Below are 25311 nucleotides of genomic sequence, written 5' to 3'. Positions count from 1 at the left end.
GAGTGAACAGCATGGGCATCAAGGACCAGTTCCAGGACAAGGCGCAAGAGCTCGAGGACAAGGCCAGGGCGGCCCGGCAGGGCGCGAAGGACGAAACGTCCGAGCGCGCCGCGCACGCCTCCGACCCGGCCAAGAAGAAGAAGGAAAAGGTCCACGACGAGCTCGACGACAACTGGGACTTCTGACGCCCGGAGTTCGTGGCGGAAGGGGCGCGGCCCGTGCGGGTGCACAGGCCGCGCCCCTTCTCCGTGCGTTCCCGCCCCACGGCCGCGGTGCGTCCCCGCCCTACGGCCGCGGCGGCAGCTTCGGACGCTTCAGGTCCGGTACGTCCGCGTACCCGGGCGGCACCGCGGCCGGCTCCTGCTCCAGCAGCTCCACCGCCAGGAACACGGCGTCGTCCAGCTGCGCGTGCCGTCCCTCGGCCCAGTCGAGCGGGGTCCGCAGGATCGCCAGGTCCGGTTCCACGCCGTGGTTCTCCACCGACCAGCCGTACTCCGGGAACCAGGCGGCGTTCATCGGCACGGTGATCACCGTGCCGTCGCCCAGGGTGTGCCGGCCGGTCATCCCGACCACCCCGCCCCAGGTGCGCTGGCCCACCACCGGGCCGAGCCCGAGCAGCTTGAAGGCCGCCGTGATCATGTCCCCGTCCGACGAGGTCGCCTCGTCGGCCAGGGCGACGATCGGACCGCGGGGCGCGTTGGAGGCGTAACTGACCGGCTGGGCATTGCGCGTCAGGTCCCAGCCGAGGATCGAGCGGGTCAGCTTCTCCACCACCAGCTCGCTGATGTGCCCGCCCGCGTTGCCGCGCACGTCCACGATCAGCGCCGGCCGGGACATCTCCATCCGCAGGTCCCGGTTGAACTGCGCCCAGCCCGAGCCGCCCATGTCGGGGATGTGCAGGTAGCCGCACTTGCCGCCGCTGAGCTCCCGCACCACCGCGCGCCGCTTGGACACCCAGTCCTGGTAGCGCAGCGGACGCTCGTCGATCAGCGGCACGACCGCCACCCGCCGGGCCCGCCCCTCGCCTTCGGGGGGTACGAAGGTGAGCTCGACCGTGGTGCCGCCGGCCGCCGCGAGCAGGGGATAGGGCCCGGCCACCGGGTCGACCGGCCGCCCGTCGATGTGGGTGAGCACGGCCCCCTCCCGGATGCCGGTGCCGGCGAGCGGGGAGCGGGCCTTGGAGTCGGAGGACTCGCCGGGCAGGATCCGGGCGAGCATCCAGCCCTCCTCGCGGGGCACGAAGTTGGCGCCGAGAAGACCGATGGGGCGGTGGTAGTGCGGCGGGCCCTCGTTGCGGCGGGAGGGGGAGACGTACGCGTGCGAGGTGCCGAGCTCGCCGAGCACCTCGCGCAGCAGGTCCGCGAACTCGTCGGGCGAGGCGACCCGTTCGACCAGGGGGCGGTACTGGCGCAGCACCCCGTCCCAGTCGATGTTGCACATGTCCGGCTCCCAGAAGTACGCGCGGATCAGCCGCCCGGCCTCCTCGAACGCCTGGCGCCACTCGGCCGCCGGGTCCACCTCGTGCAGGATGCGGCGCAGGTCCAGGTAGACGGTGGAGTCGCCGTCCCCGGACTCGGTCGAGGGGACCGCGCGCAGGTCGCCGTCGTCGTAGACGACGAGCCGGGTGCCGTCGCCGCTGACCGCGAACCAGTCCAGCCCGGAGGCCAGTTCGCTCTTGCGCGCCTTGGTGATCTCGAAGTGCTCCAGGGTGGGCTTGCCGCTGGTGTCGGTCGGGTTGGCGAAGGTCTCGCCGAGTGCGCCCGAGATCGGCCAGCGCAGCCACACCAGCCCGCCGCCGCTGACCGGGTAGAGCGCCGAGTACTTGGACGCCGTCACCGGGAACGGGGTGACGCGGCTCTCCAGCCCCTCCACCTCCACCATGACGGCGCCCTCGCCCTCGGTGGACTCGCCGTCGCCCGGGTCGAGGCCGCCCGCCGCCGGGCGTCCGTCGGGGGTGAAGGCGAAGGGCGAGGGGGTCGCCGAGGACAGCGGCACCAGGTACGGGCGGCAGCCCAGCGGGAAGGACAGGTCGCCGGTGTGCACGTCGTACACCGGGTCGAAACCGCGCCAGGACAGGAAGGCCAGGTAGCGGCCGTCGCGGGTGAAGACCGGGTTCTCGTCCTCGAAGCGGCCGTTGGTGACGTCCACGACGGAGCGCGGCCCGGGGCCGGAGATCCGGGCCATCTTGATCTGGCGCAGCGAGCGCCCGATGCCCGGGTGCGACCAGGTCAGCCAGGCCCCGTCGGGTGAGAACGCCAGGTCGGTGACGGGTCCGTTGATGGACCGGATCAGCTCGGTGACCTCGCCGTTGGACTCCTCGCCCGCGTCGATGAGCAGCAGCCGCCCGTCGTTGGAGGCGATCGCGAGCCGTTCCCCGTCCGGATCGGAGAGCAGCTCCAGTACGCGGCCCAGCTCGCCGGAGGCCAGCCGGCGCGGCTCCCGGTCCCCGGAGGCCCGCGGGAGGTAGGCGATCTCGATCGCGTCCTCGCCCTCCGCGTCCGTCACGTACGCGACCTGCCCGCTGCTGCCGAGCATCTCGGGCAGCCGCACCCGTACGCCCGGGGTGTCGGCGATGGTCCGCGCGGGCCCGTCGCGGTGGGTGAGCCAGTACAGGCTGCCGCGGACGACGACGGCGCTGGCCCGGCCGGTGGCGTCGACGGAGAGCGAGTCGACGTGGCTGGAGGCCGGGACCTGGTACGTACGGCGGCCGGCGCGGGGACCGCCGAGGCGGACGTCGAGCCGGCGCGGGGCGGCCTCGGGGGCGAGGGAGTCGACGAGCCAGAGGTCCCCGCCGCACTGGTAGACGACGCGCGAGCCGTCGCTGGAGGCGTGCCGGGCGTAGAACTCCTCGTGGTCGGTGTGGCGGCGCAGGTCGGTGCCGTCGGGCAGGCAGGAGTACAGGTTGCCGATGCCCTCGTGGTCGGAGAGGAAGGCGATCCGGCCGCCGACGAACATCGGGGCGTCGAGGTGGCCCTCGATGTGCTCCATCAGCCGCTCGCCGTGCAGCCACAGCCGACCGGTGGCGCCGCCGCGGTAGCGCTTCCAGGCGGCGGGCTCGTGCGGGGGCTTGCCGGTCAGCAGCAGGGTGCGCCGCTCGCCCCCCGGCTCCTCGTGGACGGCGATGTCGGAGACCGGCCCCCAGGGGAGCTTGCCGCCGGGCGAGCCGTCGGTCGGCACGCTGTAGGCCCAGGCGTAGTAGGAGAAGGGCTGCCCGTGCGAGGAGACGGCGAGGATGTCGCTGCGGCCGTCCTTGTCGGGCGGGGTCCAGCCGCAGACCCGGGTGTCGGTGGCACCCCAGTAGGTGAGCTGGCGGGCCGGGCCGCCGGCCACCGGGGCGAGGTGGATCTCGGGGTCGAGGCTGCGCCAGTTCGTGAAGGCGATGTTCCGGCCGTCGGGGGAGAACCGGGGGTGGCCGACCCTGGTCCGGTCGACGGTGATCCGCCAGGCCCGGCCGGGGGCCTCGCCCGGGGGGACCAGCGGGGCGACCCAGAGGTCGTCCTCGGTCGCGAAGCACAGCAGATCGTCGTGGAGGTGCGGGAAGCGGAGGTACGCGCCGTCGTGACTCACCCCACAATGCTTTCCGCGCCAGGGGGGCCTGGCAACTCGTACACCTGATCCATGCCCGCGACGGGTGACCCACGCCACGCGACGAAACGAAACGGAACGGTTTCGTTTCGTTGGTGGCGGGGGTATTCTCATCGGTGTACGAAACAGTTTCGTTCGGATGGGAGGTACGGAGATGCCCGAAGAAGTCTCGCCAGAGGTCTCGTCGCGGCGCAGCCGGATCACCCCCGAGCGGGAAGCCGAGCTCCACGAGGCGGTCCTCGACCTCCTCCGCGAGGTCGGCTACGAGGCGCTGACCATGGACGCGGTCGCCGCCCGTACCAAGTCCAGCAAGGCCACCCTCTACCGCCAGTGGGGGAGCAAGCCCGAGCTGGTCGCCAAGGCCCTGCGGTGCACCCAGCCGACCTCCCTCCGGGAGATCGACACGGGCACGCTGCGCGGCGACTTCCACCGCATGGTCGAGCTCTCCGACAACGCGCAGATGGCGAAGGACACCGCACTGCTGCGGGGCCTCGCCCACGCCGTCCACGCGAGCCCCGAACTGCACCAGGCACTGCGCAGGCTGCTCATGGAGCCGGAGATCTCCGGACTCGACGAGATCCTGCGACGCGGAGTGGAGCGGGGCGAGATCGCCCCGGACTGTCCCGCGATCCGTTTCGTGCCGCACATGCTGATCGGCGCCTTCATCGCCTTGCCGCTGATGGAGGACCGGTCCGTGGACCAGGCGTTCCTTGCCGACTTCATCGACTCCGTGGTCTTCCCCGCCCTCGGCGTCTGAGTCCCCGCGACTCGTTCCTGCTGCTCCTGACACGCCGCTCTCGTCGTCGGGCCGGCTCTCCACGCCCTGATCCGTCCCGGATCCACCACGACCTGAACGGGAGAACCGCCTCCGTGGCTACCTTCCTCTACCGACTCGGCAGAGGCGCCTTCCGGCGCCGAGGCCTCGTCGCCCTGCTCTGGGTGGCACTGCTGTTCGCCGCCGGCTTCGGCGCGGCGACGGCGTCCGCACCCACCTCCGGCTCGTTCTCGATACCCGGCACGGAGGCCCAGAAGGCCTTCGACGTGCTGGACAAGAAGTTCCCGGGCATGGCCGCCGACGGCGCCACCGCCCGCATCGTCGTCAAGGCGCCCGCGGGCTCCTCGGTCAACGACGAGAAGAACAAGGCCCAGGTCGAGAAGATCGTCTCCGACCTGAAGGGCGGACCGGGCAAGGCCCAGGTCGCCTCGGTCGCCGACCCGTACCAGGCGCAGGCGGTGAGCCAGGACGGCTCCACCGCGTACGTGAGCGTCAAGTACACCGTCAGCGGCATGGAGCTGAAGGACGAGACGCGCGACGCGCTCAAGGACTCCGGTGCCGGGGCCAAGGCCGCCGGGCTCACCGTCGAGATCGGCGGCGACGCCCTGATGACGGCCCCCGAGACGGGCTCCGGCGAGATCGTCGGCATCCTGATCGCGGCGATCGTGCTCGTCATCACCTTCGGCTCGCTGGTCGCGGCCGGGCTGCCGCTGCTGACCGCGATCATCGGCGTGGGCATCGGCGTCTCCTCCATCACCGCCCTCGCCAACGTGCTGGACCTCGGCTCCACCACCTCCACCCTCGCGATGATGATCGGCCTCGCGGTCGGCATCGACTACGCCCTCTTCATCGTCTCCCGCTACCGCGTGGAGCTCGCCGAGGGCCGGGCGCGGGACGAGGCCGCGGGCCGGGCCGTCGGAACCGCCGGCTCCGCCGTCGTCTTCGCCGGTCTCACGGTGGTCATCGCCCTCGTGGGCCTGGCCGTGGTCAACATCCCGATGCTGACCAAGATGGGCTTCGCGGCCGCGGGCACCGTGGTCATCGCCGTCCTCGTCGCGCTGACGCTGGTCCCGGCCATCCTGGGCTTCGCGGGCAAGAAGGTCCTGCCGGCGGGCAAGAAGAGCAAGCTGTTCGGCAAGGGCAAGCCGGCCGGCGCCGAGCCCAAGGCCAACGGCGGCACCCGTTGGGCCCGTTTCGTCCTGCGCCGCCCGATCATGGTGCTGCTCGTCGGCGTCATCGGCCTCGGCGCCATCGCCATCCCGGCGAGCAAGCTGGAGATGGGCCTGCCGGACGACGGCGCCCAGCCGGTCTCCACCACCCAGCGCAAGGCGTACGACCTGCTGTCGGAGGGCTTCGGCCCGGGCTTCAACGGCCCGCTGATGGTGGTCGTCGACGGCGACAAGAAGCTCGCCGACGAGACGGTCGACCGGATCAAGGGCCTGGAGGGCGTCGCCGCGGTCACCCCGCCGACCCCGAACAAGGACGGCGACGCCGCGGTGATCACGGTCATCCCGAAGGACCGCCCGTCCTCGGTGGAGACCGAGAACCTGGTCCACACGATCCGCGACGGCAGCGGCGAGGACGTCCTCGTCACCGGCGCGACCGCGATGAACATCGACTTCTCGCAGAAGATGAACGACGCGCTGCTGCCCTACCTGGCGCTCGTGGTCGGCCTCGCCTTCCTCCTGCTGATGGTGGTCTTCCGCTCCATCCTGGTTCCGCTCAAGGCGGCCCTCGGCTTCCTGCTCTCGGTGGTCGCCGCCCTCGGCGCCGTCGTCGCGGTCTTCCAGTGGGGCTGGCTCGGCTCGCTCTTCGGGGTGGAGCAGACCGGTCCGATCATGAGCATGATGCCGATCTTCATGGTGGGCGTCGTCTTCGGCCTGGCCATGGACTACGAGGTCTTCCTCGTCACCCGGATGCGTGAGGCGTACGTCCACGGCGAGCGCCCGGGCCAGGCCGTCGTGACCGGCTTCCAGTACAGCGCGCGGGTGGTCGTGGCGGCCGCCGTCATCATGATCGCGGTGTTCTCGGGCTTCATCGGCGCCAGCGAGCAGATGATCAAGATGATCGGCTTCGGCCTCGCGATTGCCGTCCTCTTCGACGCCTTCGTCGTCCGCATGGCGATCGTCCCGGCGGTGCTCGCGCTGCTCGGCCACAAGGCCTGGTGGCTGCCGCGCTGGCTGGACCGGCTGCTTCCCAACGTGGACGTGGAGGGCGAGAGCCTGCGCAAGCACCTCGAAGGCTCCGCCGGTTCCCCGGACGGACCGGACAAGGACCGCGAGCTGGTCAACGCCTGACCCGCGGTCCCCGTACGACGGCCGGCCCCGCACCTGATCACCAGGTGCGGGGCCGGTCCCGTTTCGCGCGCTCCCGATGCGCACGGTCCCGTTTCGTCCGGTGCCGTTCCGTCCGGTCCCGTTCGGGCCCGTTACGCCTGCCGGGTGACGACGGCGTTCGTACGGCGCAGGAAGCGGCGCAGCGCGGCGATGTCGAACTGGATCACCGCGACGCCCTCGGGGGAGTGGAACTCCACGACCGCCTGGACGCGGCCGCACGGCCAGACGCGTACGTCGCCGGTGCCGGTCGGGGCCTGCAGGCCCGCCTCGAGGAGCGCCCGGGGGAAGACCCACTCGTTCTCTGTGCCCTCGGGGGAGAGCCCGGCGGGGAAGACGATCCGTACGGCGAGCGGCTCCGCGGGGGCGAAGCGCAGGGCGACCGGGATCTTCCGGAAGAGCGGGTCGTCGCTGATCACGCGGGCGGTGACGCGGTCCTCGACGGAGGCGACGACGGCGGTGGCGACGGCGGTGGCGACGGCGGCCGCGGGGGGATTCTCGGCGGTGGCTGGCACGACAAGACTCCTCAAATCGGAACACATGAGTCCGTATTGCCCCCAGCCTCGCACATTCCCACGAATCCGCGCGGAGGTATTTGTGGCGCAGACGCTCTTGCCAACAGTTTGCAAGTGGGCACTATTCTTAAACGGTTAAAGATTTTGTCAGCTCAAAGACCGCAGGAAGCGGAGCAGCCCCATGCATGTGCCCGACGGCTTCATCGACGCCCCCGTCTCCATCGCCGCAGGTGTCGCCGCCGCGGGCGCGGTGGCCGTCAGCCTCCGCGGCGCCCGCCGGGAACTCGACGAACGGGCCGCGCCACTGGCCGGGCTCGTCGCCGCGTTCATCTTCGCCGTCCAGATGCTGAACTTCCCGGTCGCCGCCGGGACCAGCGGGCACCTGCTGGGCGGGGCGCTCGCCGCGATCCTCGTGGGCCCCTACACGGGTGTGCTGTGCGTGTCCGTGGTGCTGCTCATGCAGGGCGTCCTGTTCGCCGACGGCGGGCTGACCGCCCTCGGGGTCAACGTCGTGAACATGGCCGTGGTGACCGTGGTCGTCGCGTACGCCGTCTTCCGCGGGCTGCTCAAGCTCCTGCCCGGCACCCGCCGCTCGGTCACCGTCGCCGCCTTCGCCGGAGCGCTGCTCTCGGTGCCCGGCGCGGCCGTCATGTTCACCCTCCTGTACGCCCTCGGCGGGACCACCGACGTCCCGCTCGGCAAGGTGTTCACCGCCATGGTCGGCGTGCACGTGCTCATCGGCATCGGGGAGGCCGCGATCACCGCCGCGACCGTGGGCGCCGTACTGGCCGTACGGCCCGACCTGGTGCACGGGGCGCGCGGGCTGGCCGCGCCGCTGAAGCTGCGCGTCGGCGGAGAGCTGGTCGACGCCCCCGCCGCCGCGCCGGCCGCAGTCCCCGCCCCCGCGCGGTCCACGAAGCCCGTCTGGGTCACCGGCCTGATCACCGCCCTCGTCCTGGCCGGGTTCGTCTCCTTCTACGCCTCCACCAGCCCCGACGGCCTGGAGAAGGTCGCCGCCGACAAGGGCATCGACCAGAACGTGAAGGAGCACGCCAGCGCCGACTCCCCGCTCGCCGACTACAGCGTCAAGGACGTCGACGACGCCCGTCTCTCCGGCGGCCTCGCCGGTGTCATCGGCGTGGGCGCGACCGTCGCCGTCGGCACCGGGATCTTCTGGACCGTGCGCCGCCGGCGCGCGGAGGACCTGACGGCCGCCTCGACCGCGTCCACGGCGGTCTGAGATGGGCGCGGGCCACGCCCACAAGCTCTACCGGCACGGCCACTCGCCGATCCACGCCCTGCCGCCGCACTGCAAGCTGGCCGCGGCCTTCGCCTTCGTCCTGGTCGTCGTCTCCACACCGCGCGAGGCGGTGTGGGCCTTCGGGCTGTACGCCCTCCTCATCGCGGTGGTCGCGGCCGCGGCCCGGATCCCGGCCGGGTTCCTGCTGCGGCGGCTGCTGATCGAGGTCCCGTTCGTGGCCTTCGCCGTGCTCATGCCGTTCGTGGCACAGGGTGAGCGGGTGGAGGTCCTCGGCATGTCCCTCAGCGTGTCGGGCCTTTGGGGCGCCTGGAACGTACTGGCCAAGGGCACGCTCGGGGTCGCCGCGTCCGTCCTGCTCGCCTCGACCACCGAGCTGCGCGCGCTGCTGCTCGGGCTCCAGCGGCTGAAGCTGCCGCCCCTGCTGGTGCAGATCGCCTCCTTCATGATCCGGTACGGCGACGTGATCACCGACGAGCTGCGCCGGATGTCGATCGCCCGGCGCTCGCGCGGGTTCGAGGCCAGCGGGATCCGGCACTGGGGGGTGCTGGCCAAGACCGCCGGGGCGCTGTTCATCCGCTCCTACGAACGCGGTGAGCGGGTCCACCTCGCGATGGTCAGCCGCGGCTACGCCGGCTCGATGCCGGTGATCGACGAAGTCGTCGCCACGCGCGCCCAGTGGGCGTACGCGGCCGTACTCCCGGCGGCGGCCCTCGCCGTCTGTCTGATGGGATGGACCCTGTGACCCCCTCTCCCGCCACTCCCGCCACTCCCGCCTCCCTCGAGGTCTCCGGCCTCGCCTACGCCTATCCGGACGGGCACCAGGCCCTCTTCGGAGTGGACCTGACCGTCGGACAGGGCGAGCGGGTGGCCCTGCTCGGCCCGAACGGCGCCGGCAAGACCACGCTGGTGCTGCACCTCAACGGCATCCTCGGCGGCGGGGTCGGCACCGTGACGGTGGCCGGGCTGCCGGTGGACAAGCGGAACTTCGCCGAGATCCGGCGCCGGGTCGGCATCGTCTTCCAGGACCCCGACGACCAGCTGTTCATGCCGACCGTGCGCGAGGACGTGGCCTTCGGCCCGGCGGCCGCCGGGATGCGGGGCGCGGAGCTGGAGGCGCGGGTCCGCGAGGCGCTGGAGCAGGTCGGCATGGAGGCCTTCGCGGACCGGCCGCCGCACCACCTGTCGTTCGGGCAGCGCCGCCGGGTCGCGGTGGCGACCGTACTGGCCATGCGGCCGGAGATCCTGGTCCTGGACGAACCCTCCTCCAACCTGGACCCGGCCTCGCGGCGCGAGCTCGCCGACATCCTGCGCTCGCTGGACGTGACGGTGCTGATGGTGACCCACGACCTGCCGTACGCCCTGGAGCTGTGCCCGCGGTCGGTGATCCTCAGCGAGGGGGTCATCGCCGCCGACGGGCGCACGCAGGACCTGATGTGCGACGAGGAACTGATGCGGGCGCACCGGCTGGAGCTGCCGTTCGGGTTCGACCCGCGCACGCCCTCCCTGGCGCGGCCCCCGCACTGACCGGCGCCGTTTCCCGCGGGCCCCGGGGAAGGAGACGGAGCCGGTCCGTGTTGGACTCTTCGGGCGGACCGACCAGGCGGCACCCGCGGTGAACGAGGAGCAGGGACGTGGACGTCAACGGGACCGTGGCCGAGGGCTTCGAGGCCGTCCGGGACGCTTTCGTACGCAACTTCGAGGTGCTCGGGGACCGGGGCGCGGCGGTGGCCGTGTACCGGGACGGCCGGAAGGTCGTCGACCTGTGGGCGGGCCCCAAGGACGTCGACGGCGGCGCCGGGGTTCCCGGCGCGGAGCCCTGGGAGGCCGGTACGGCCCAGGTGGTGCGCTCGGCCACCAAGGGCGTGGCCGCGGTCGTGCCGCTACTGCTGCACCAGCGGGGGCTGCTGGACCTGGACGCGCCGGTGGGGGCGTACTGGCCGGAGTTCAAGGCGGGCGGCAAGGAGCGGACGCTGGTGCGGGACCTGCTCGCACACCGGGCGGGAGTGCCGGCGCTCGACGTCCCGCTGACGCCCGCACAGGCGGTGGACGGGGTCTCGGGGGCCCGAGCGGTCGCCGGACAGCGGGCCTTCTGGGAGCCGGGTTCCGCCCACGGCTACCACGCGCAGACGTACAGCTGGCTGCTGTCGGAGCTGGTGCTGCAGGTGACCGGCGCCTCGCTGGGACAGTGGCTGGCGCAGGAGGTCACGGGGCCGCGGGGGCTGGAGTTCTGGATAGGCCTGCCGACCGGGGCGACGGGGCGGGTAGGCCGCGTGGGGCCGGTGGAGCCGCCTGCCGGTATGGCGGGCGGACTCAGGACGCGGCCGCGCAGGAACGTTTCGCAGGCGTGGGAGGACCCCTCCTCGCTGACCCGGCGCGCCTTCGCGGCGATCACGCCGCTGCCGGACGAGAACGCCCCGGAGTTCCGGGCGGCCGAGCTCCCGGCCTCGGCGGGCATCGGCACCGCGCGGGGCCTGGCGGGCGTGTACGCGGCGCTGCTGGGGGACACGGAGGACGGCGTGGGTCTGTTCACCCCCGACACGCGCGCGCTGGCGGGTACGGAGCTGTCGGCCGGCCCGGACCGGGTGCTGGTGGTCAACACGCGCTTCGGGCCGGGGTACATGCTGCACAGCCCGGCGTCGCCGCTGCTGTCGGCGGGCTCGTTCGGGCACCCGGGGCGGGGCGGATCGCTGGGCTTCGCGGATCCGGAGGCCGGGGTGGCGTTCGGGTACGTGACGAACGCGCACGCGAAGTCGGTGACCGCCGATCCCCGGGCGCAGGCCCTGATCCGGGCGGTGCGCGGCTCCCTGTGACCCGGTGACGCCGCCACGCGGCGTCCCGGCGGTCCGACGGCCCGGCGCCCGGCCGGGAGCGGCCGGACGGTCAGCGCTCGCGTACGTCGGCCAGGGCGGCACCGGCGTGGGCGATCAGCTCCCGCGGGGGCATCGGGAACACCGAGTGCGGGGTTCCGGCCGCGGCCCAGACCACCTCGTGGGCCAGCAGCGAGTGGTCCGCCAGGACCCGGGTCCGGGTGCGGTGCCCGAACGGAGGCACGCCGCCGATCGCGTAGCCGGTGGTCTCCCGGACCAGCGCGGCGTCCGCCCGGGTGACCTCGCGCGCCCCGAGCTCCCGGCGGACCGCCTCCACGTCGACCCGTGAGGCCCCGTCCATCAGGACCACCACCGCAACCCCGTCCGCCGCGAAGACCAGCGACTTCGCGATCTGGCCGAGCTCGCAGCCGATCGCCGCGGCCGCGTCGGCGGCGGTCCTGGTGCCGTCGGGGAACGTGCGTACGCCCACGTCGAGCCCCAGCTCGGCGAGGGCCTGTGCGAAGCGGGGGTGGGTACCGGTCGTCATGCGGGCACGCTAGCGCCCCGCCTCCCGCTCGCGCCACGCCGTTCTGCCAGGCCGCTCACGCCACGCCGTTCCGCCAGGCCGCTCACGGCAGGCCGCTCACGCCACGCCGTTCCGCCGTGCCGTTGCCCGCCGGGACCCGGCGTCAGGACCCGGACAGCACCGAGGCAACGATGGGGCCGGCCGCGTCGGCGCCGTGGCCGCCCGCCTCGACCATCGCCGCCGCGGCCACGTCGCCGCTGTAGCCCGTGAACCAGCTGTCCGGGCTGCCCGCGCCGTCGACCTCCGCCGAGCCGGTCTTCGCGCCCTTGTCGGAGCCGCCGACCGCCGCCATCGTCTTCGCCGCCGTGCCGCTGCTCGCCGTCTGCTTCATCATCCGCACCAGCTGCTGCTGGACCGACGGCTTCATCTGCCGTCCGGCCTGTGCGATCGGCCGCCCGTCCAGCTCCGCCGAGACGAGCAGCGGCTGGTGGAAGACCCCGCTGCGCGCGGTGGCCGTGAACGAGGCGACGTTCAGCGGGTTCATGGTGATCCGGCCCTGCCCGATGTACTCGGCGGCCGCCTCCGCGCCCTTCGCCTCCGGCACCTGGCCGTCGGTCGACCGGATGCCCGTCTTCCAGTTGTCCAGCCCGAGGCCGAAGACCTCCCGGGCCTCCTTCGCCAGCGCCGAATCGTCGTCGACGTCGTCGATCTGCTTGATGAAGGCGGTGTTGCAGGACTTGGCGAAGCTGGTCGCGAAGTTCGCGCCCGGCAGCTCGAAGTTGTCCAGGTTGTGGAACGTACGGCCGCCCCAGGAGGCGTCCTTGGTGCATTCCGCCGGCCGGTCGGCCGCCGCCTTGCCCCGGTCGATCAGCATCGCCGCCGTCACGATCTTCATCGTCGAGCCGGGGGCCCGCCGCCCCTCCATCGCCGCGTTGAAGCCGTCCTTGCGGTTGTTGGCGACGGCCAGGATGTGCCCGTTGGTCGGCTGAACCGCGACCACCGAGGACTCCGGGTACTTGGCGACGGCCTTCTCGGCCGCCGCCTGGACCTTGGCGTCCAGGTACGTCTTCAGCGTGCTCGGCTCCCCTTCCACCAGCGTGAGCAGGGTCCGCTTCGGCGCGTCCTGGGCGGCCGGCTCGATCCACAGCTCGGCCCCGGTCCTGCCGCCGGTCTTGCCGCCGTACGCCTGGCGCAGCTGGTCGAGGACCGGCCGCAGCGAGGGGTACTTCTCGGCGGTGAGCTCCTCGCCGCCCCGGTCCACGGCCTTGACCGGCGGGGCCGCGGGCGCGCCCGCGCGCAGCTTCTCGTCCTTCTGGAGCTGCGGGTGGATCACCGAGGGCTGCCAGTCGACGAGAGGCTTCCCGCTGGTCAGCCCGCGTACGACGGTCAGCTTGGACTCGTACGCCAGCGGCTTGGTGGCGCCCTCGTACGTGATCTCCGCGGCGACGGCGAACGGGATGGTCGTACCCGCCTGCGTCCCCGGGGTGATCACGGCCTTGGACACGTACGCCTTGGCCCGGTAGTCGGCCACGGCGGTCTGCGCGGCCTGCACGTTGTTCGTCAGCTCCGCCGCGGCCCGCGCGTCCCCGGCCGCCCACGCCGCGAGGAAGGCCTTCGCGGTCTGCGCGGCCTCCTTGTCCGTGACGGGCCCGCTGCCCTTCTCGGCCCGGACGGCGGTGTCACCGCCCTTGCCTTCGTCTGCGCCGTCCCCGACGAGCGCGTACACCCCGTACCCGGCGCCGCCGAGCATCGCGAGGAACACCCCGCCGACGATGGCACCTTTCGCCGCCCCGTTCACGTACGTTCCTCCCCAGATTCCCCGTATTCTCTGAACGTGTTCAAAGAACCTCTGGTGCGGACCTTACGCTGTGCAAACCGAACGCGTACGGCTTGTTACCAGACCGGAACACCGCGGCCGGTCAGTCGACCCTCACCTGCGTCCCGTCGGGGAGCACGCAGACCGTTCCGCCGTAAGGGATGTTCCTGACCGTTCCGCCCTGGGCCGTGCAGTCCGCGGACGTGATGGCCGGGGACGCCGCCGCCTGCGCCGTCGCGGCACCGAGGGCGCTCGCGCCGGCCAGGGCCGCCGTGGCGAGCGCGAGGCCCAGCAGTCTTCGTATGCGCATGGCGCTTCACCTCCTCCTTCCAGCATGGGTACGGCCCGCCACCGCCGCGAGCGGTGACGGGCCGTACCCCGCGCGGGCGGGCTCGGGGCGGCTAGACCCAGGTGTCCAGCCACATGCGGCCGCGCCAGGAGTCCATCGGGAGGGTCTCGCCGGTGTAGATCGGCCAGAAGTAGATGAAGTTCCAGATGATGAGGAGGACCAGCACGCCCGCCGCGATCGCGCCCAGCGCGCGTCTGCGCTCCGAGGAGCCCGACGGGCCCAGCAGGGCGCCGATCATCATCGCCACCGCCAGGCACAGGTACGGGACGAAGACCACCGCGTAGAAGAAGAAGATGGTCCGCTCCTGGTAGTTGAACCAGGGCAGCAGGCCCGCGGCCAGCGCGCACGCGATCGCGCCCGCCCGCCAGTCACGGCGGAAGAACCACCGCCACAGCACGTACAGCAGCGCGAAGCAGCCCGCCCACCACAGCAGCGGGGTGCCCAGGGCCAGCACCTCGCGGGCGCACTTGCCCGCCTCCGTCGCCGGGCAGCCGTCCGTCCCCGGGTCGGGGGACTCGTAGAAATAGGAGACGGGCCGGCCGAGGACCAGCCAGCTCCACGGGTTCGACTGGTAGGTGTGGCCCGAGGTCAGGCCCACGTGGAACGCGTAGACCTCCGTCTCGTAGTGCCACAGGCTGCGCAGCCACTCCGGCAGGAACGCCAGCGAGCTGTGCTGGTCGTTCTTGGCGGCCCAGTCGCGGAAGTAACCGCCCTTGCCGTTGTCGGGGGAGAGGATCCAGCCGGTCCACGAGGCCAGGTACACCGCGACCGCCACCGGCACCGTCGACAGGAAGCCCGGCAGCGCGTCACGGCGCAGCATCGCCGCGTACGGGGCGCCCGCCCCGGCTGTGCGGCGCGCGGCCGCGTCCCACAGGACGGTCAGCACGCCGAAGAACGCCAGCACGATGAGGCCGTTCCACTTCGTGCCGAACGCCAGGCCCAGGCAGACGCCCGCCAGGATCCGGTACGGGCGCCAGCCCAGGCGCAGCGTTTCCGTGACCGTGACGTCCGGGCGGGTGCGCCCCTCGTCGTCCACCGGCAGCGCGTCCGCGAGTCTGGCCCGCGCCCGGTCCCGGTCGATGAGCAGCGCCCCGAAGGCGGCCAGGACGAAGAACATGAGGACGAGGTCGAGCAGGGCCGTACGGCTCATCACCAGGTGCAGGCCGTCCACCGCGAGCAGCGCGCCCGCCAGGCAGCCCAGGAAGGTGGAGCGGAACAGGCGGCGGCCGATCCGGCACAGCATCAGCACCGACAGGGTGCCGAGCACGGCCGTCATGAACCGCCAGCCGAACGGCGTGAAGCCGAACATCCACTCGCCGAGCCCGATGACCCACTTGCCGACCGGCGGGTGCACCACGTAGCCGGGGTCCAGCGGGAGGGAGACCCCGTCGGGGTTGGCGAGGATCGACTTGTCGATGTCCTTGGGCCAGCTCGCCTCGTAGCCCTGCCGGATGGTGGCCCAGGCGTCCTTGGCGTAGTACGTCTCGTCGAATATCACCGCCTTCGGGCTGCCCAGGTGCACGAAGCGCAGCACCCCGGCCACCAGCGCCACCAGCAGCGGCCCCGCCCACGCCAGCACGCGCTGCCAGGTGCCCGCCGCGGAGAGCGGCACGCCGAGCGCCGTCCACAACTGCGCGGAGGGCCGGGCGTACGGGGGCACCAGGCGGGCGCGGACGTCCGGACTCGGGACGTCCGCGCGCCCGGAGCCCTGGCGCCGGGCGTCGGCGGGCGGCGCGTAGCCGAAGCTGCGCAGGCGGCGCAGCCAGGTGGAGGGCTGGTCTACGCGCCCCGCCGGAGGGGCGGGCGGGGCCCCCGCGGGGCTGGGCGGCGGCGTCGCGGTACTGGTCACCGGGTCATCGTAGGGAACGCGGCTGTGGGAACCCCAGTGCCGGGGAGCCCCGGCCGGTGTGCCGGGTGGGACGGATGACGTGTGCGGGGTGGGACGCCCGAGGTCTGCGGGGTGGGACGCACGAGGTCTGCCGGGTGGGACGCACGAGGTCTGCCGGGCGGACGTCCGAGGTCTGCCGGGCGGACGTCCGAGGTCTGCCGGGCGGGACGCATGACGTCTGCCGGGCCCACGGCTGAGAGGATGGGCGGGTGACGACTGACCAGCCCACCGGCTCCGAAACCCCCTCCTCGACCTCCGCCCCCGCGGGCTCCGCGGGCGTGCTCGTGCTCGCCGGCACCCCGATCGGCGATCTCGCCGACGCCCCGCCGCGGCTCGCGGCCGAGCTGGAGCGGGCCGACGTGGTCGCCGCCGAGGACACCCGGCGGCTGCGCCGGCTGACCCAGGGGCTCGGCGTGCACACCACCGGGCGCGTCGTCTCGTACTTCGAGGGCAACGAATCGGCGCGCACCCCCGAGCTGGTGGAAGCGCTGGAGCAGGGCAAGCGGGTGCTGCTGGTCACCGACGCCGGCATGCCGTCCGTCTCCGACCCCGGCTACCGCCTGGTCGCCGCCGCCGTCGAGAAGGACATCAAGGTCACCGCCGTGCCCGGGCCTTCCGCGGTGCTCACCGCGCTCGCCCTGTCGGGGCTGCCGGTCGACCGCTTCTGCTTCGAGGGGTTCCTGCCCCGCAAGGCGGGCGAGCGCCTCGGCCGGCTCCGCGAGGTCGAGGGCGAGCGCCGCACGCTCGTCTACTTCGAGGCCCCGCACCGCCTCGACGACACCCTCGCCGCCATGGCCGAGGTCTTCGGCGCCGACCGGCGGGCCGCCGTGTGCCGCGAGCTGACCAAGACGTACGAGGAGGTCAAGCGCGGCGGGCTCGGCGAGCTGGCGGCCTGGGCCGCCGAGGGCGTGCGCGGCGAGATCACCGTCGTCGTGGAGGGCGCACCGGCGGCCCGGCCCGGCGACGTGGACGCCGAGGAGCTGGTGCGCAGGGTGCGCGTGCGCGAGGAGGCCGGGGAGCGGCGAAAAGAAGCCATCGCGGCGGTGGCGTCCGAGGCCGGAGTACCCAAGCGGGAGGTCTTCGACGCGGTCGTCGCGGCAAAGAATGCGGCTCAAAAGGTGCTGTAAGACGGTAAAGGTCTAACCTGAAAAGCAAAGCTCAGACCGCGCACCGGGCGCTTTGGGACATGAGTCGCCCAAAGACCGTCCAACAGTCGACAGGGCCTGATGCGCTCCTGCCCGAAGAGGCGTCCACTGGCAATGGCACCAGTGGAACAAGAGGAGCTGGCATGAGTGAGATCGCAGACACCTCGGCACCCGTACCCGCGCCCGCAGTGGCCGTACCCGTCTCCCTGCCGAAGCCTGGTGTGCACACCGTGCACGAGGCCTACTCCTTCGCCTGCATGAAGTGCGGATACGCCTGGGAACAGGGCTACGAGATCGAGCACCACGTCGACGGCAAGGGCCAGCCCTTCATCATCTACACCGTCCAGGGCGAACGGGTCCCTTCCCCGCTGTCGAACCCGACCTGCCACAACTGCGACGGGCACGTGGTGCGGATCATGCGAGAAGGCCAGGTGTCCTCGGTCCTCGGCACGATCGACAAGCTCTACCACCACCGCATCTCGCCCGGGATCGCCGGCCCGGTGCCGGCCGGGGCGAACGTCCCGAGGGCCCCGAAGCAGCGCACGATCCCGCTGCACGACGCCCCCGGGCCCGTGTCGGCGGACGAAGGCCCGCGGCGCGGGAGCTGGCTCTCGCGGCTGATGAGGCGCTTCCGCCGGTCGTGAGGGCCGATGGCCCTGAGGGCCGGTGGGCCGGTGGGCCTGAGGGCCTGAGCGCCCGGTCATAAGATCGGCTCCATGAGCACTGCCTCCAAGGACACCCCGCCGCCGCTGCCCGAACCCCTCCGGGTGGCGGTGGCGGACTCCCACACCCACCTGGACATGCAGGCCGGCACCGTCGAGGAGGGCCTCGCCAAGGCCGCCTCGGTCGGCGTGACCACCGTCGTCCAGGTCGGCTGCGACGTGAAGGGCTCCCGCTGGGCGGCCGAGACCGCCGCCGCGTACGAGAACGTCCACGCGGCCGTCGCCCTTCACCCGAACGAAGCGCCCCGCATCGTGCTCGGGGACCCCGACGGATGGTCGCGCCAGGGCGCCCGGGCGGGCGGCGGCGAGGCCGCCCTCGACGAGGCGCTGGCCGAGATCGAGGAGCTCGCGAAGCTCGCGCACGTGAAGGCGGTCGGCGAGACCGGGCTGGACCACTTCCGCACCGGACCCGACGGAATGGCCGCGCAGGAGCGCTCCTTCCGCGCCCACATCGAGATCGCGAAGCGTCAGGGCAAGGCCCTCGTCATCCACGACCGCGAGGCCCACGCCGACGTCCTGCGCATCCTGCGCGAGGAGGGCGCGCCCGAGCGGACCGTCTTCCACTGCTACTCCGGGGACGCCGAGATGGCGCGCGAATGCGCCGCCGCCGGGTACTACATGTCCTTCGCCGGGACCGTGACCTTCAAGAACGCCGCTCCCCTGCGCGAGGCCCTGGCCGTGGCCCCCCTGGAGCTGGTGCTCGTCGAGACCGACGCCCCGTACCTCACCCCGGCGCCGTACCGCGGACGGCCCAACGCGCCGTACCTCATTCCGCTGACCGTACGAGCGATGGCGGCGGTCCGGGGGATCGGCGAGGACGCGATGGCGACCGCCCTGGCGGCGAACACGGCACGCGCCTTCGACTACTGAGGGGCCGCCGGGGCGGGTCCGAAACGCCCCGGGACCACCCACCCTTTCGACACGCTGGGTAGCCGTCCGACTTTGGCGGGTGACGGACGTCCGCTAGGGTGCCGTGCCCGAACCGATGGGGCCGGACCAGTGGAGCGAGCGTCGTGAGCGAGAGTCCTTTCACCGGGGTGCACGGGAACGAGGCCGTCGCCCCGGACCCCGAGCCCGCCGTGGTGCCCGCCCCGCGCACCGGGGACCGGCGGGCCGCCCGGCGGCGCAAGATCGCCGAGGCGGGCCCCCCGCCCGCCGCCCCGACCGGCCGGCGCCGCGCCGCACCCACCGGGGGCGGCGCGGACCGCGCGGCGCCCGTGGGCGCCGTACCGGGAGCGGGCCCCGGCACGGGCCGCCGCCGCAGCCCGGACCCCGGCCCCGGCCTCCCTCAGGCCGCCGCCCCGACCGGCCGGCGGCGCCGCGGGGCTCCCGCCGGGACGGTCGCCGGCCAGGCCGGCTGGCGGCGGATCGTCCCGCAGGCACTGGTCGTCGCCTTCCTGGCCGGCGGCACCACGGCCTTCGTCGCCGCCGACAAGTCCGTACGGCTCACCGTGGACGGCGAGCCCCGGACCCTGCACACCTTCGCCGACGACGTCGACGAACTCCTCGCCGCCGAAGGCCTCGGCGTCGGCCCGCACGACCTCGTCGCCCCCGCCCGCACCGAGGCCCTCGACGACGGCGACGAGATCGTCGTCCGCTACGGCCGCCCCCTGCGCCTGACCCTCGACGGGCAGAGCCGCCAGGTGTGGACCACCGCGGGCACCGTCGAGGGGGCCCTGCGCCAGTTCGGCGTCCGCGTCGAGGGCGCCTACCTCTCCGCCCCGCGCACCGCCCCCGTTCCCCGGGCCGGCCTCACCCTCTCCGTCCGCACCGAACGCAGCGTCACCTTCATGGCGGACGGCCGCGAGAGCACCATCCGCACCAACGCCGCCACCGTCCAGGAGGCCCTCGGCCAGGCCGGGATCACCCTCCAGGGCCAGGACACCACCTCCGTCCCGCCCGCCTCCTTCCCGCGCGACGGCCAGACCGTCACCGTGCTGCGCATCACCGGCACCCGAGAGGTGCGCGAGGAGCGCATCCCGTACGAGACCGAGCGGACCGAGGACGACGCCCTGTTCGCCGGCACCGAGGTCGTCGAACGGGCGGGCCGGCCCGGAGCGCGCCGGGTCACGTACGTCCTGCGCACGGTCAACGGGGTCCGGCAGAAGCCCCGCATGGTCGCCGAGGAGACCGTCCGCGAGCCGGTCACCCAGCTCGTCAGGGTCGGCACGAGGCCGCTGCCCACCTCCGTCGCCGGGGCCGACGGCCTCGACTGGGGGGCGCTGGCCCAGTGCGAGTCCGGCGGCCGCCCCTCCGCCACCGACGCCTCGGGCACGTACGGCGGCCTCTACCAGTTCGACGTCCGCACCTGGCAGAGCCTCGGCGGCTCCGGCCGCCCCCAGGACGCCCCGGGCCCGGAGCAGACGTACCGGGCGAAGAAGCTCTACGTACAAAGGGGCGCGACCCCGTGGCCCCACTGCGGCCGTAGGCTTTACCGGTGAGCACCGCAGAGCAGCAGCCCGAGAGCACCTCCAGCACCACCTCCGGCACCACCTCCGACGCCCTTCTCGGGCCGGCGGACATCCGTGAGCTGGCCGCCGTACTCGGCGTACGGCCGACGAAGCAGAAGGGCCAGAACTTCGTCATCGACGCCAACACGGTGCGCCGCATCGTGCGCACCGCCGAGGTGCGGCCCGACGACGTCGTCGTCGAGGTCGGGCCGGGGCTGGGGTCGCTGACGCTCGCGCTGCTGGAGGCCGCCGACCGGGTCACCGCCGTCGAGATCGACGACATCCTGGCCGCGGCGCTGCCCGCCACCATCGAGGCGCGGATGCCGGAGCGCAAGGACCGCTTCGCGCTGGTGCACTCCGACGCGATGCTGGTGGAGGAGCTGCCCGGGCCGGCGCCGACCGCGCTCGTCGCGAACCTGCCGTACAACGTGGCCGTGCCGGTGCTCCTGACCATGCTGGACCGGTTCCCGACCATCGAGCGCACGCTCGTGATGGTGCAGGCGGAGGTCGCCGACCGGCTGGCAGCCGAGCCGGGCAACAAGGTCTACGGGGTGCCGTCCGTCAAGGCCAACTGGTACGCGCACGTCAAGCGCGCCGGGTCCATCGGCCGCAAGGTGTTCTGGCCCGCGCCGAACGTGGACTCGGGCCTGGTCTCGCTGGTGCGGCGGGCCGAGCCGATCAAGACGACCGCCACCAAGGCGGAGGTCTTCGCCGTCGTGGACGCGGCCTTCGCACAGCGCCGCAAGACCCTGCGGGCCGCGCTGGCCGGCTGGGCCGGCTCTGCGGCGGGCGCCGAGCAGGCGCTGGTCGCCGCCGGGGTGTCCCCGCAGGCGCGCGGGGAGTCCCTGACGGTGGAGCAGTTCGCGGCGATCGCCGAGCACAAGCCCGCGGCGGAGAGGCCCGCGCTGTGAACAAGATGAAGAGCGTGACCGTACGGGTCCCGGCGAAGGTCAACGTCCGGCTGGCGGTGGGCGCGGCCCGGGCCGACGGCTTCCACGACCTGGCCAACGTCTTCCTCGCGGTGTCCCTGTACGACGAGGTGACGGTCACCCCGGCCGAGACCCTGACGGTCACCTGCGCCGGCCCGGACGCGGACCAGGTCCCGCTGGACCGTACGAACCTGGCGGCGCGGGCGGCGGAGATCCTCGCGGCCCGCCACGGCCTGTCCGACGCGGTCCACCTGCACATCGCGAAGAACATCCCGGTGGCCGGCGGCATGGCGGGCGGCAGCGCCGACGGCGCCGGCGCCCTGCTGGCCTGCGACGCCCTGTGGGGCCTGGGCACGCCCCGCGCCGAGCTCCTGAAGATGTGTGCGGAACTCGGCAGCGACGTGCCGTTCAGCCTGGTCGGCGGAGCGGCGCTGGGCACCGGGCGCGGGGAGCTCCTGACCCCGGTCGAGGCGGGCACCTTCCACTGGGTGTTCGCGGTCGCCGACGGCGGGCTGTCGACGCCGGCGGTGTTCCGCGAGTTCGACCGGCTGGCCGAAGGCCGGAGCATCCCGGTCCCGGAGGCCTCGCCGGAGCTGCTCGCCGCCCTCGCCTCGGGCGAGGCGGACGCCCTCGCCGCGACCCTGGCCAACGACCTCCAGCCGGCGGCGCTGTCGCTGCGCCCGCAGCTGGCCGCGACGCTGGAGGCGGGCACCTCCGCCGGAGCCCTGGCCGCGCTGGTCTCCGGCTCCGGCCCGACGACGGCCTTCCTGGTCCGCGACCCGGAAGCCGCCCTCAAGGTGGCCGCGGCCCTGGAAGCCTCCGGCACCTGCCGCACCACCCGTACGGCCACCGGCCCGGCCCCGGGAGCGACGGTCCTCCCGGCCTGAGGTTCCGGGTACCCAGGGCGAAGTGAGTATCCGCGCTCTGTTCCCGCCCGGGTCCCGGGCGGGAACGTGCACCCATGGGACACGCCGCACACAGCATCAAGGACCTCGCAGAGGCCACGCCCGCGAGCCGGGACCGGTACGTCGACCTGTTGCGGGTCGCCTCGCTCGGGACCGTGCTGCTCGGGCACTGGCTGATGGCCGCCGTCAGCGGTGACGGCATAGGGAACCTGCTCGCCCTCGTCCCCGCGCTCCAGGTGCTCACCTGGGTCCTGCAGATCATGCCGGTGTTCTTCTTCGTCGGCGGGTTCTCGCACGCGCTGTCGTACCGCTCCCTGGCCGGGCGCGCCGAAGGGCGGCCCGTCTACGCGGCCTTCCTGCGGGCGCGGCTGCGGCGGCTGCTGCGGCCCACCCTCGTCTTCGTCCTCGTCTGGACGGCCGGGGCGCTCGCCGTACAGCTCGCCGGCGCGGGGGAGGGGAAGCTGACCGGGGCCGCCCTGCGGCTGGTCACCCAGCCGCTGTGGTTCATCGGGATCTACCTCGCCATGGTCGCCTTCACCCCCGCGCTGCTGAAGCTCCACCGGCGGTGGGGCTGGGGGGCCTTCGCCGCGCTGGCCGGGGCCGCGGCCGCCGTCGACGTACTGCGCTTCGCGCTCGGCGTCCCGTACGCCGAGTTCCTGAACTTCGGCTTCGTCTGGCTCGCCGTCCACCAGCTGGGCTTCCTGCGCGCCGACGGGCGGATCACCCGCCCCGGACTGCTCGCCGCCGCCGGGCTGCTCGGCGCCGTGCTGCTCGTCGCGTACGGGCCGTACCCGCTGTCGATGGTCGGGATGCCGGGCGAGAAGGTGTCCAACATGGCCCCGCCCACCCTCGCGCTCCTGGCGCACGGGGCGTGGCTCGTCGGCGCGGTGGAGCTGCTGGGGGCGCCCGCCGCCGCGCTGCTCGCCCGGCCCCGCGTCTGGCGCGGGGTCGTCGCCGCCAACGGGATCGCCATGACCGCCTTCCTCTGGCACCTCACCGCCATGCTCGCCGTGTACGCCGCCCAGCTCGGCCTCGGCCTGCGCCTGCCCGACCCCGCCACCGCCGCGTGGTGGGCCCAGGTCCCCGTCCGGCTGCTGGCCGCCGCCGCGCTGACCGGCGTACTCGTCGCCCTCTTCCGCCGCTTCGAGGCCCCCGGCCGCGGCGGCGCCGAGCCCGGATCCGGGCTCGGCGCCGCCCTCGGCATCACCCTGTGCCTGCTCGGGATCCTCGGCCTGTCCATGACCGGGCTCGGCGGCCTGCTGGAGGGTCACAGCGCCACCCTGATCGCCCTGCCGGTCACCGCGCCCGCCGCCATCGGCATGGCTCTGGGAGGCTGGCTCCTGGTGGAGCGCCCGGCGCCGGTTCGGAGGGTTAGGCTGAGGGGCTGATCCACACCCTTCCCTGGAGCGCGTCTGATGGCCGTCAATCTGGTCAATGTCGAGGCAGTCGGCAAGGTGTACGGAACCCGTGCCCTGCTCGACGGCATCTCCCTCGGCGTGTCCGAGGGAGACCGGATCGGTGTCGTGGGCCGCAACGGCGACGGCAAGACCACCCTCATCCGCATGCTCGCGAAGCTGGAGGAACCGGACACCGGCCGGGTCACCCAGAGCGGCGGCCTGCGCATGGGCGTGCTCACCCAGCACGACTCCCTCGACCCCGCGGCCACCATCCGCCACGAGATCATCAGGGACATGGCCGACCACGAGTGGGCCGGCAACGCCAAGATCCGCGACGTGCTCACCGGGCTCTTCGGCGGCCTCGACCTCCCCGGCTTCGGCCAGGGCCTCGACACCGTCATCGGACCGCTCTCCGGTGGTGAGCGCCGCCGCATCGCGCTCGCCAAGCTGCTCATCGCCGACCAGGACCTCCTCGTCCTCGACGAGCCCACCAACCACCTCGACGTCGAGGGCATCTCCTGGCTGGCCAAGCACCTCCAGGAGCGCCGCTCCGCGCTCGTCTGCGTCACCCACGACCGCTGGTTCCTCGACCAGGTCTGCACCCGCATGTGGGACGTCCAGCGCGGCACCGTGTACGAGTACGAGGGCGGCTACAGCGATTACGTCTTCGCCCGCGCCGAGCGCGAGCGGATCGCCGCCACCGAGGAGACCAAGCGGCAGAACCTGATGCGCAAGGAGCTCGCCTGGCTGCGCCGCGGCGCCCCCGCGCGGACCTCCAAGCCGCGCTACCGCATCGAGGCCGCCAACGAGCTCATCGCCGACGTGCCGGAGCCGCGCGACAAGTCCGAGCTGATGCGCTTCGCCAACGCCCGCCTCGGCAAGACCGTGTTCGACCTGGAGAACGTCACCGTGCAGGCCGGGCCGAAGACCCTGCTCAAGCACCTCACCTGGCACCTCGGCCCCGGTGACCGGGTCGGCCTCGTCGGCGTCAACGGCGCCGGCAAGACCTCGCTGCTGCGCGCGCTCGCGGAGGCGGCCCGTACGCAGGGCGACGTCCAGCCCGCGGCCGGGTCCGTCACCGTCGGCAAGACCGTCAAGCTGGCGTACCTCTCCCAGGAGGTCGGCGAACTCGACCCGTCCCTGCGGGTCCTCGAGGCCGTGCAGCGGGTGCGCGACCGGGTGGACCTCGGCAAGGGACGCGAGATGACGGCCGGTCAGCTGTGCGAGCAGTTCGGTTTCACCAAGGAGAAGCAGTGGACACCCGTCGGCGACCTCTCCGGTGGTGAGCGGCGCCGGCTGCAGATCCTGCGGCTGCTGATGGACGAGCCCAACGTGCTCTTCCTCGACGAGCCCACCAACGACCTCGACATCGAGACCCTGACCCAGCTGGAGGACCTCCTCGACGGCTGGCCGGGCTCGATGATCGTGATCTCCCACGACCGGTTCTTCATCGAGCGCACCACCGACACGGTGATGGCGCTGCTGGGCGACGCGAGCCTGCGGATGCTGCCGCGCGGCCTGGACGAGTACCTGGAGCGCCGGCAGAAGATGATCGAGGCGGCCGCCCCGGCGCCCGCCCCGGCCGCCGCCGCCAAGTCGAGCGCCTCCGGCGACGCGCGCGCCGCGAAGAAGGAGCTCCAGAAGATCGAGCGCCAGCTCAACAAGATGTCGGACCGCGAGTCGAACCTGCACGCGCAGATCGCCGAGAACGCCACCGATTTCGACAAGGTGGCCAAGCTCGACGCCGAGCTGCGCGAACTCATCTCGGACCGGGACGAATTGGAGATGCGCTGGCTGGAGCTGGCCGAGGACGCCTAAAGGGTGTTGCAGAAGGTCTGCCGCGGGCAGGCCGGAGCGGTGTCTGACGTGCTGTTTCACCCTGTGAGGGTGAGGTTGTGCATGGTGGCG

General features: G+C 73.0%; 21 protein-coding genes. 15 read left to right on the top strand and 6 right to left on the bottom strand.

All coding sequences use genetic code 11. The features are described 5' to 3' along the window. Positions 1-11 precede the first annotated feature (11 nt). Entirely contained in the window at positions 12-185 is a 174-nt protein-coding gene (locus ACFY1T_RS32205; RefSeq protein WP_390791328.1) for a hypothetical protein, read from the top strand. Between the two features lie 100 nt (positions 186-285). Here ACFY1T_RS32205 and ACFY1T_RS32200 read toward each other — a convergent pair whose 3' ends face one another. Beyond that, on the bottom strand, positions 286-3567 hold the full coding sequence (locus ACFY1T_RS32200; protein WP_390791327.1) for a S41 family peptidase: 3282 nt from the start codon (positions 3565-3567) through the stop codon (positions 286-288). Positions 3568-3739: 172 nt separating this feature from the next. On the opposite strand from ACFY1T_RS32200, the gene ACFY1T_RS32195 reads away from it, so the two are divergent. Further along, positions 3740-4342 carry a TetR/AcrR family transcriptional regulator gene (locus tag ACFY1T_RS32195; protein ID WP_051805598.1) on the top strand — a complete coding sequence of 201 codons (603 nt, stop codon included), beginning with the start codon at positions 3740-3742 and terminating at the stop codon, positions 4340-4342. 113 nt (positions 4343-4455) lie between these two features. Continuing rightward, complete coding sequence (locus tag ACFY1T_RS32190) at positions 4456-6657, top strand: MMPL family transporter (protein WP_390791326.1); 2202 nt, start codon at positions 4456-4458, stop codon at positions 6655-6657. Between the two features lie 131 nt (positions 6658-6788). Here the strand turns inward: ACFY1T_RS32190 and ACFY1T_RS32185 are convergent, their stop codons facing one another. Further along, positions 6789-7208: an SsgA family sporulation/cell division regulator gene (locus tag ACFY1T_RS32185; RefSeq protein WP_390791325.1), complete on the bottom strand. Its 420-nt coding sequence runs from the start codon at positions 7206-7208 to the stop codon at positions 6789-6791. Between the two features lie 181 nt (positions 7209-7389). Here ACFY1T_RS32185 and ACFY1T_RS32180 point away from each other — a divergent pair, with 181 nt between their 5' ends. From ACFY1T_RS32180 to ACFY1T_RS32165, 4 genes are all read left to right on the top strand, one after another. Beyond that, positions 7390-8448, top strand: coding sequence for an energy-coupling factor ABC transporter permease (locus tag ACFY1T_RS32180; protein ID WP_390791324.1), 1059 nt, complete (start codon positions 7390-7392; stop codon positions 8446-8448). Position 8449: 1 nt separating this feature from the next. Next, positions 8450-9211 (top strand): cobalt ECF transporter T component CbiQ, encoded by a 762-nt coding sequence (gene cbiQ / locus ACFY1T_RS32175; RefSeq protein WP_390791323.1) that lies wholly within the window; start codon positions 8450-8452, stop codon positions 9209-9211. After that, positions 9199-9993: an energy-coupling factor ABC transporter ATP-binding protein gene (locus ACFY1T_RS32170; protein WP_390791322.1), complete on the top strand. Its 795-nt coding sequence runs from the start codon at positions 9199-9201 to the stop codon at positions 9991-9993. Before cbiQ ends, ACFY1T_RS32170 begins: the two co-directional genes overlap by 13 nt. 107 nt (positions 9994-10100) lie before the next feature. Continuing rightward, the gene (locus tag ACFY1T_RS32165; RefSeq protein ID WP_390791321.1) at positions 10101-11279 is read left to right on the top strand and encodes a serine hydrolase domain-containing protein; all 1179 of its coding nucleotides are present in this window, start codon (positions 10101-10103) and stop codon (positions 11277-11279) included. 70 nt (positions 11280-11349) lie between these two features. Here ACFY1T_RS32165 and ACFY1T_RS32160 read toward each other — a convergent pair whose 3' ends face one another. The 4 genes from ACFY1T_RS32160 to ACFY1T_RS32145 all read right to left on the bottom strand — a co-directional run bounded on the left by ACFY1T_RS32160 (position 11350) and on the right by ACFY1T_RS32145 (position 15816). Next, positions 11350-11823: a YbaK/EbsC family protein gene (locus ACFY1T_RS32160; protein ID WP_390791320.1), complete on the bottom strand. Its 474-nt coding sequence runs from the start codon at positions 11821-11823 to the stop codon at positions 11350-11352. A gap of 142 nt (positions 11824-11965) precedes the next feature. Further along, the gene (locus ACFY1T_RS32155; protein WP_390791319.1) at positions 11966-13600 is read right to left on the bottom strand and encodes a penicillin-binding transpeptidase domain-containing protein; all 1635 of its coding nucleotides are present in this window, start codon (positions 13598-13600) and stop codon (positions 11966-11968) included. Between the two features lie 121 nt (positions 13601-13721). Further along, positions 13722-13928 carry a hypothetical protein gene (locus ACFY1T_RS32150; protein ID WP_390791318.1) on the bottom strand — a complete coding sequence of 69 codons (207 nt, stop codon included), beginning with the start codon at positions 13926-13928 and terminating at the stop codon, positions 13722-13724. A gap of 91 nt (positions 13929-14019) precedes the next feature. Further along, positions 14020-15816, bottom strand: a complete 1797-nt coding sequence (locus ACFY1T_RS32145) for a dolichyl-phosphate-mannose--protein mannosyltransferase (protein ID WP_390791317.1) — start codon at positions 15814-15816, stop codon at positions 14020-14022. A gap of 317 nt (positions 15817-16133) precedes the next feature. Between ACFY1T_RS32145 and rsmI the strand changes: the two genes are divergently transcribed. The 8 genes from rsmI to ACFY1T_RS32105 all read left to right on the top strand — a co-directional run bounded on the left by rsmI (position 16134) and on the right by ACFY1T_RS32105 (position 25221). Further along, positions 16134-16982 carry a 16S rRNA (cytidine(1402)-2'-O)-methyltransferase gene (gene rsmI / locus ACFY1T_RS32140; RefSeq protein WP_390791399.1) on the top strand — a complete coding sequence of 283 codons (849 nt, stop codon included), beginning with the start codon at positions 16134-16136 and terminating at the stop codon, positions 16980-16982. Between the two features lie 161 nt (positions 16983-17143). Beyond that, positions 17144-17644, top strand: coding sequence for a hypothetical protein (locus tag ACFY1T_RS32135; protein ID WP_390791316.1), 501 nt, complete (start codon positions 17144-17146; stop codon positions 17642-17644). Positions 17645-17716: 72 nt separating this feature from the next. Next, positions 17717-18592: a TatD family hydrolase gene (locus ACFY1T_RS32130; RefSeq protein WP_390791315.1), complete on the top strand. Its 876-nt coding sequence runs from the start codon at positions 17717-17719 to the stop codon at positions 18590-18592. Positions 18593-18735: 143 nt separating this feature from the next. After that, positions 18736-20163 (top strand): ubiquitin-like domain-containing protein, encoded by a 1428-nt coding sequence (locus ACFY1T_RS32125; RefSeq protein WP_390791314.1) that lies wholly within the window; start codon positions 18736-18738, stop codon positions 20161-20163. Further along, positions 20160-21083: a 16S rRNA (adenine(1518)-N(6)/adenine(1519)-N(6))-dimethyltransferase RsmA gene (rsmA, locus tag ACFY1T_RS32120; RefSeq protein ID WP_390791313.1), complete on the top strand. Its 924-nt coding sequence runs from the start codon at positions 20160-20162 to the stop codon at positions 21081-21083. Before ACFY1T_RS32125 ends, rsmA begins: the two co-directional genes overlap by 4 nt. 5 nt (positions 21084-21088) lie before the next feature. Further along, a complete protein-coding gene (locus ACFY1T_RS32115) occupies positions 21089-21988 on the top strand; it encodes a 4-(cytidine 5'-diphospho)-2-C-methyl-D-erythritol kinase (protein WP_390791398.1) in 900 nt (299 codons plus the stop codon). A 74-nt stretch (positions 21989-22062) separates the two neighbouring features. Further along, the gene (locus tag ACFY1T_RS32110; RefSeq protein WP_390791312.1) at positions 22063-23394 is read left to right on the top strand and encodes an acyltransferase family protein; all 1332 of its coding nucleotides are present in this window, start codon (positions 22063-22065) and stop codon (positions 23392-23394) included. Between the two features lie 27 nt (positions 23395-23421). Next, on the top strand, positions 23422-25221 hold the full coding sequence (locus tag ACFY1T_RS32105) for an ABC-F family ATP-binding cassette domain-containing protein (RefSeq protein WP_390791311.1): 1800 nt from the start codon (positions 23422-23424) through the stop codon (positions 25219-25221). Positions 25222-25311: the final 90 nt, after the last annotated feature.

The sequence above is a fragment of the Streptomyces sp. NPDC001194 genome (assembly GCF_042896985.1).
Classification (GTDB): domain Bacteria; phylum Actinomycetota; class Actinomycetes; order Streptomycetales; family Streptomycetaceae; genus Streptomyces.
Note: the sequence above shows the minus strand (reverse complement) of the source record. Positions and strands in the feature narration are given on the sequence as shown.

Bases quoted from the DNA above. Each gene is read 5' to 3' on its own strand.
- ACFY1T_RS32205 (WP_390791328.1), top strand. From the start codon at position 12: ATGGGCATCAAGGACCAGTTCCAGGACAAGGCGCAAGAGCTCGAGGAC.
- ACFY1T_RS32195 (WP_051805598.1), top strand. From the start codon at position 3,740: ATGCCCGAAGAAGTCTCGCCAGAGGTCTCGTCGCGGCGCAGCCGGATC.
- ACFY1T_RS32180 (WP_390791324.1), top strand. From the start codon at position 7,390: ATGCATGTGCCCGACGGCTTCATCGACGCCCCCGTCTCCATCGCCGCA.
- cbiQ (WP_390791323.1), top strand. From the start codon at position 8,450: ATGGGCGCGGGCCACGCCCACAAGCTCTACCGGCACGGCCACTCGCCG.
- ACFY1T_RS32170 (WP_390791322.1), top strand. From the start codon at position 9,199: ATGGACCCTGTGACCCCCTCTCCCGCCACTCCCGCCACTCCCGCCTCC.
- ACFY1T_RS32160 (WP_390791320.1), bottom strand. From the start codon at position 11,823: ATGACGACCGGTACCCACCCCCGCTTCGCACAGGCCCTCGCCGAGCTG.
- ACFY1T_RS32150 (WP_390791318.1), bottom strand. From the start codon at position 13,928: ATGCGCATACGAAGACTGCTGGGCCTCGCGCTCGCCACGGCGGCCCTG.
- ACFY1T_RS32135 (WP_390791316.1), top strand. From the start codon at position 17,144: ATGAGTGAGATCGCAGACACCTCGGCACCCGTACCCGCGCCCGCAGTG.
- ACFY1T_RS32130 (WP_390791315.1), top strand. From the start codon at position 17,717: ATGAGCACTGCCTCCAAGGACACCCCGCCGCCGCTGCCCGAACCCCTC.
- ACFY1T_RS32115 (WP_390791398.1), top strand. From the start codon at position 21,089: ATGAAGAGCGTGACCGTACGGGTCCCGGCGAAGGTCAACGTCCGGCTG.
- ACFY1T_RS32110 (WP_390791312.1), top strand. From the start codon at position 22,063: ATGGGACACGCCGCACACAGCATCAAGGACCTCGCAGAGGCCACGCCC.
- ACFY1T_RS32105 (WP_390791311.1), top strand. From the start codon at position 23,422: ATGGCCGTCAATCTGGTCAATGTCGAGGCAGTCGGCAAGGTGTACGGA.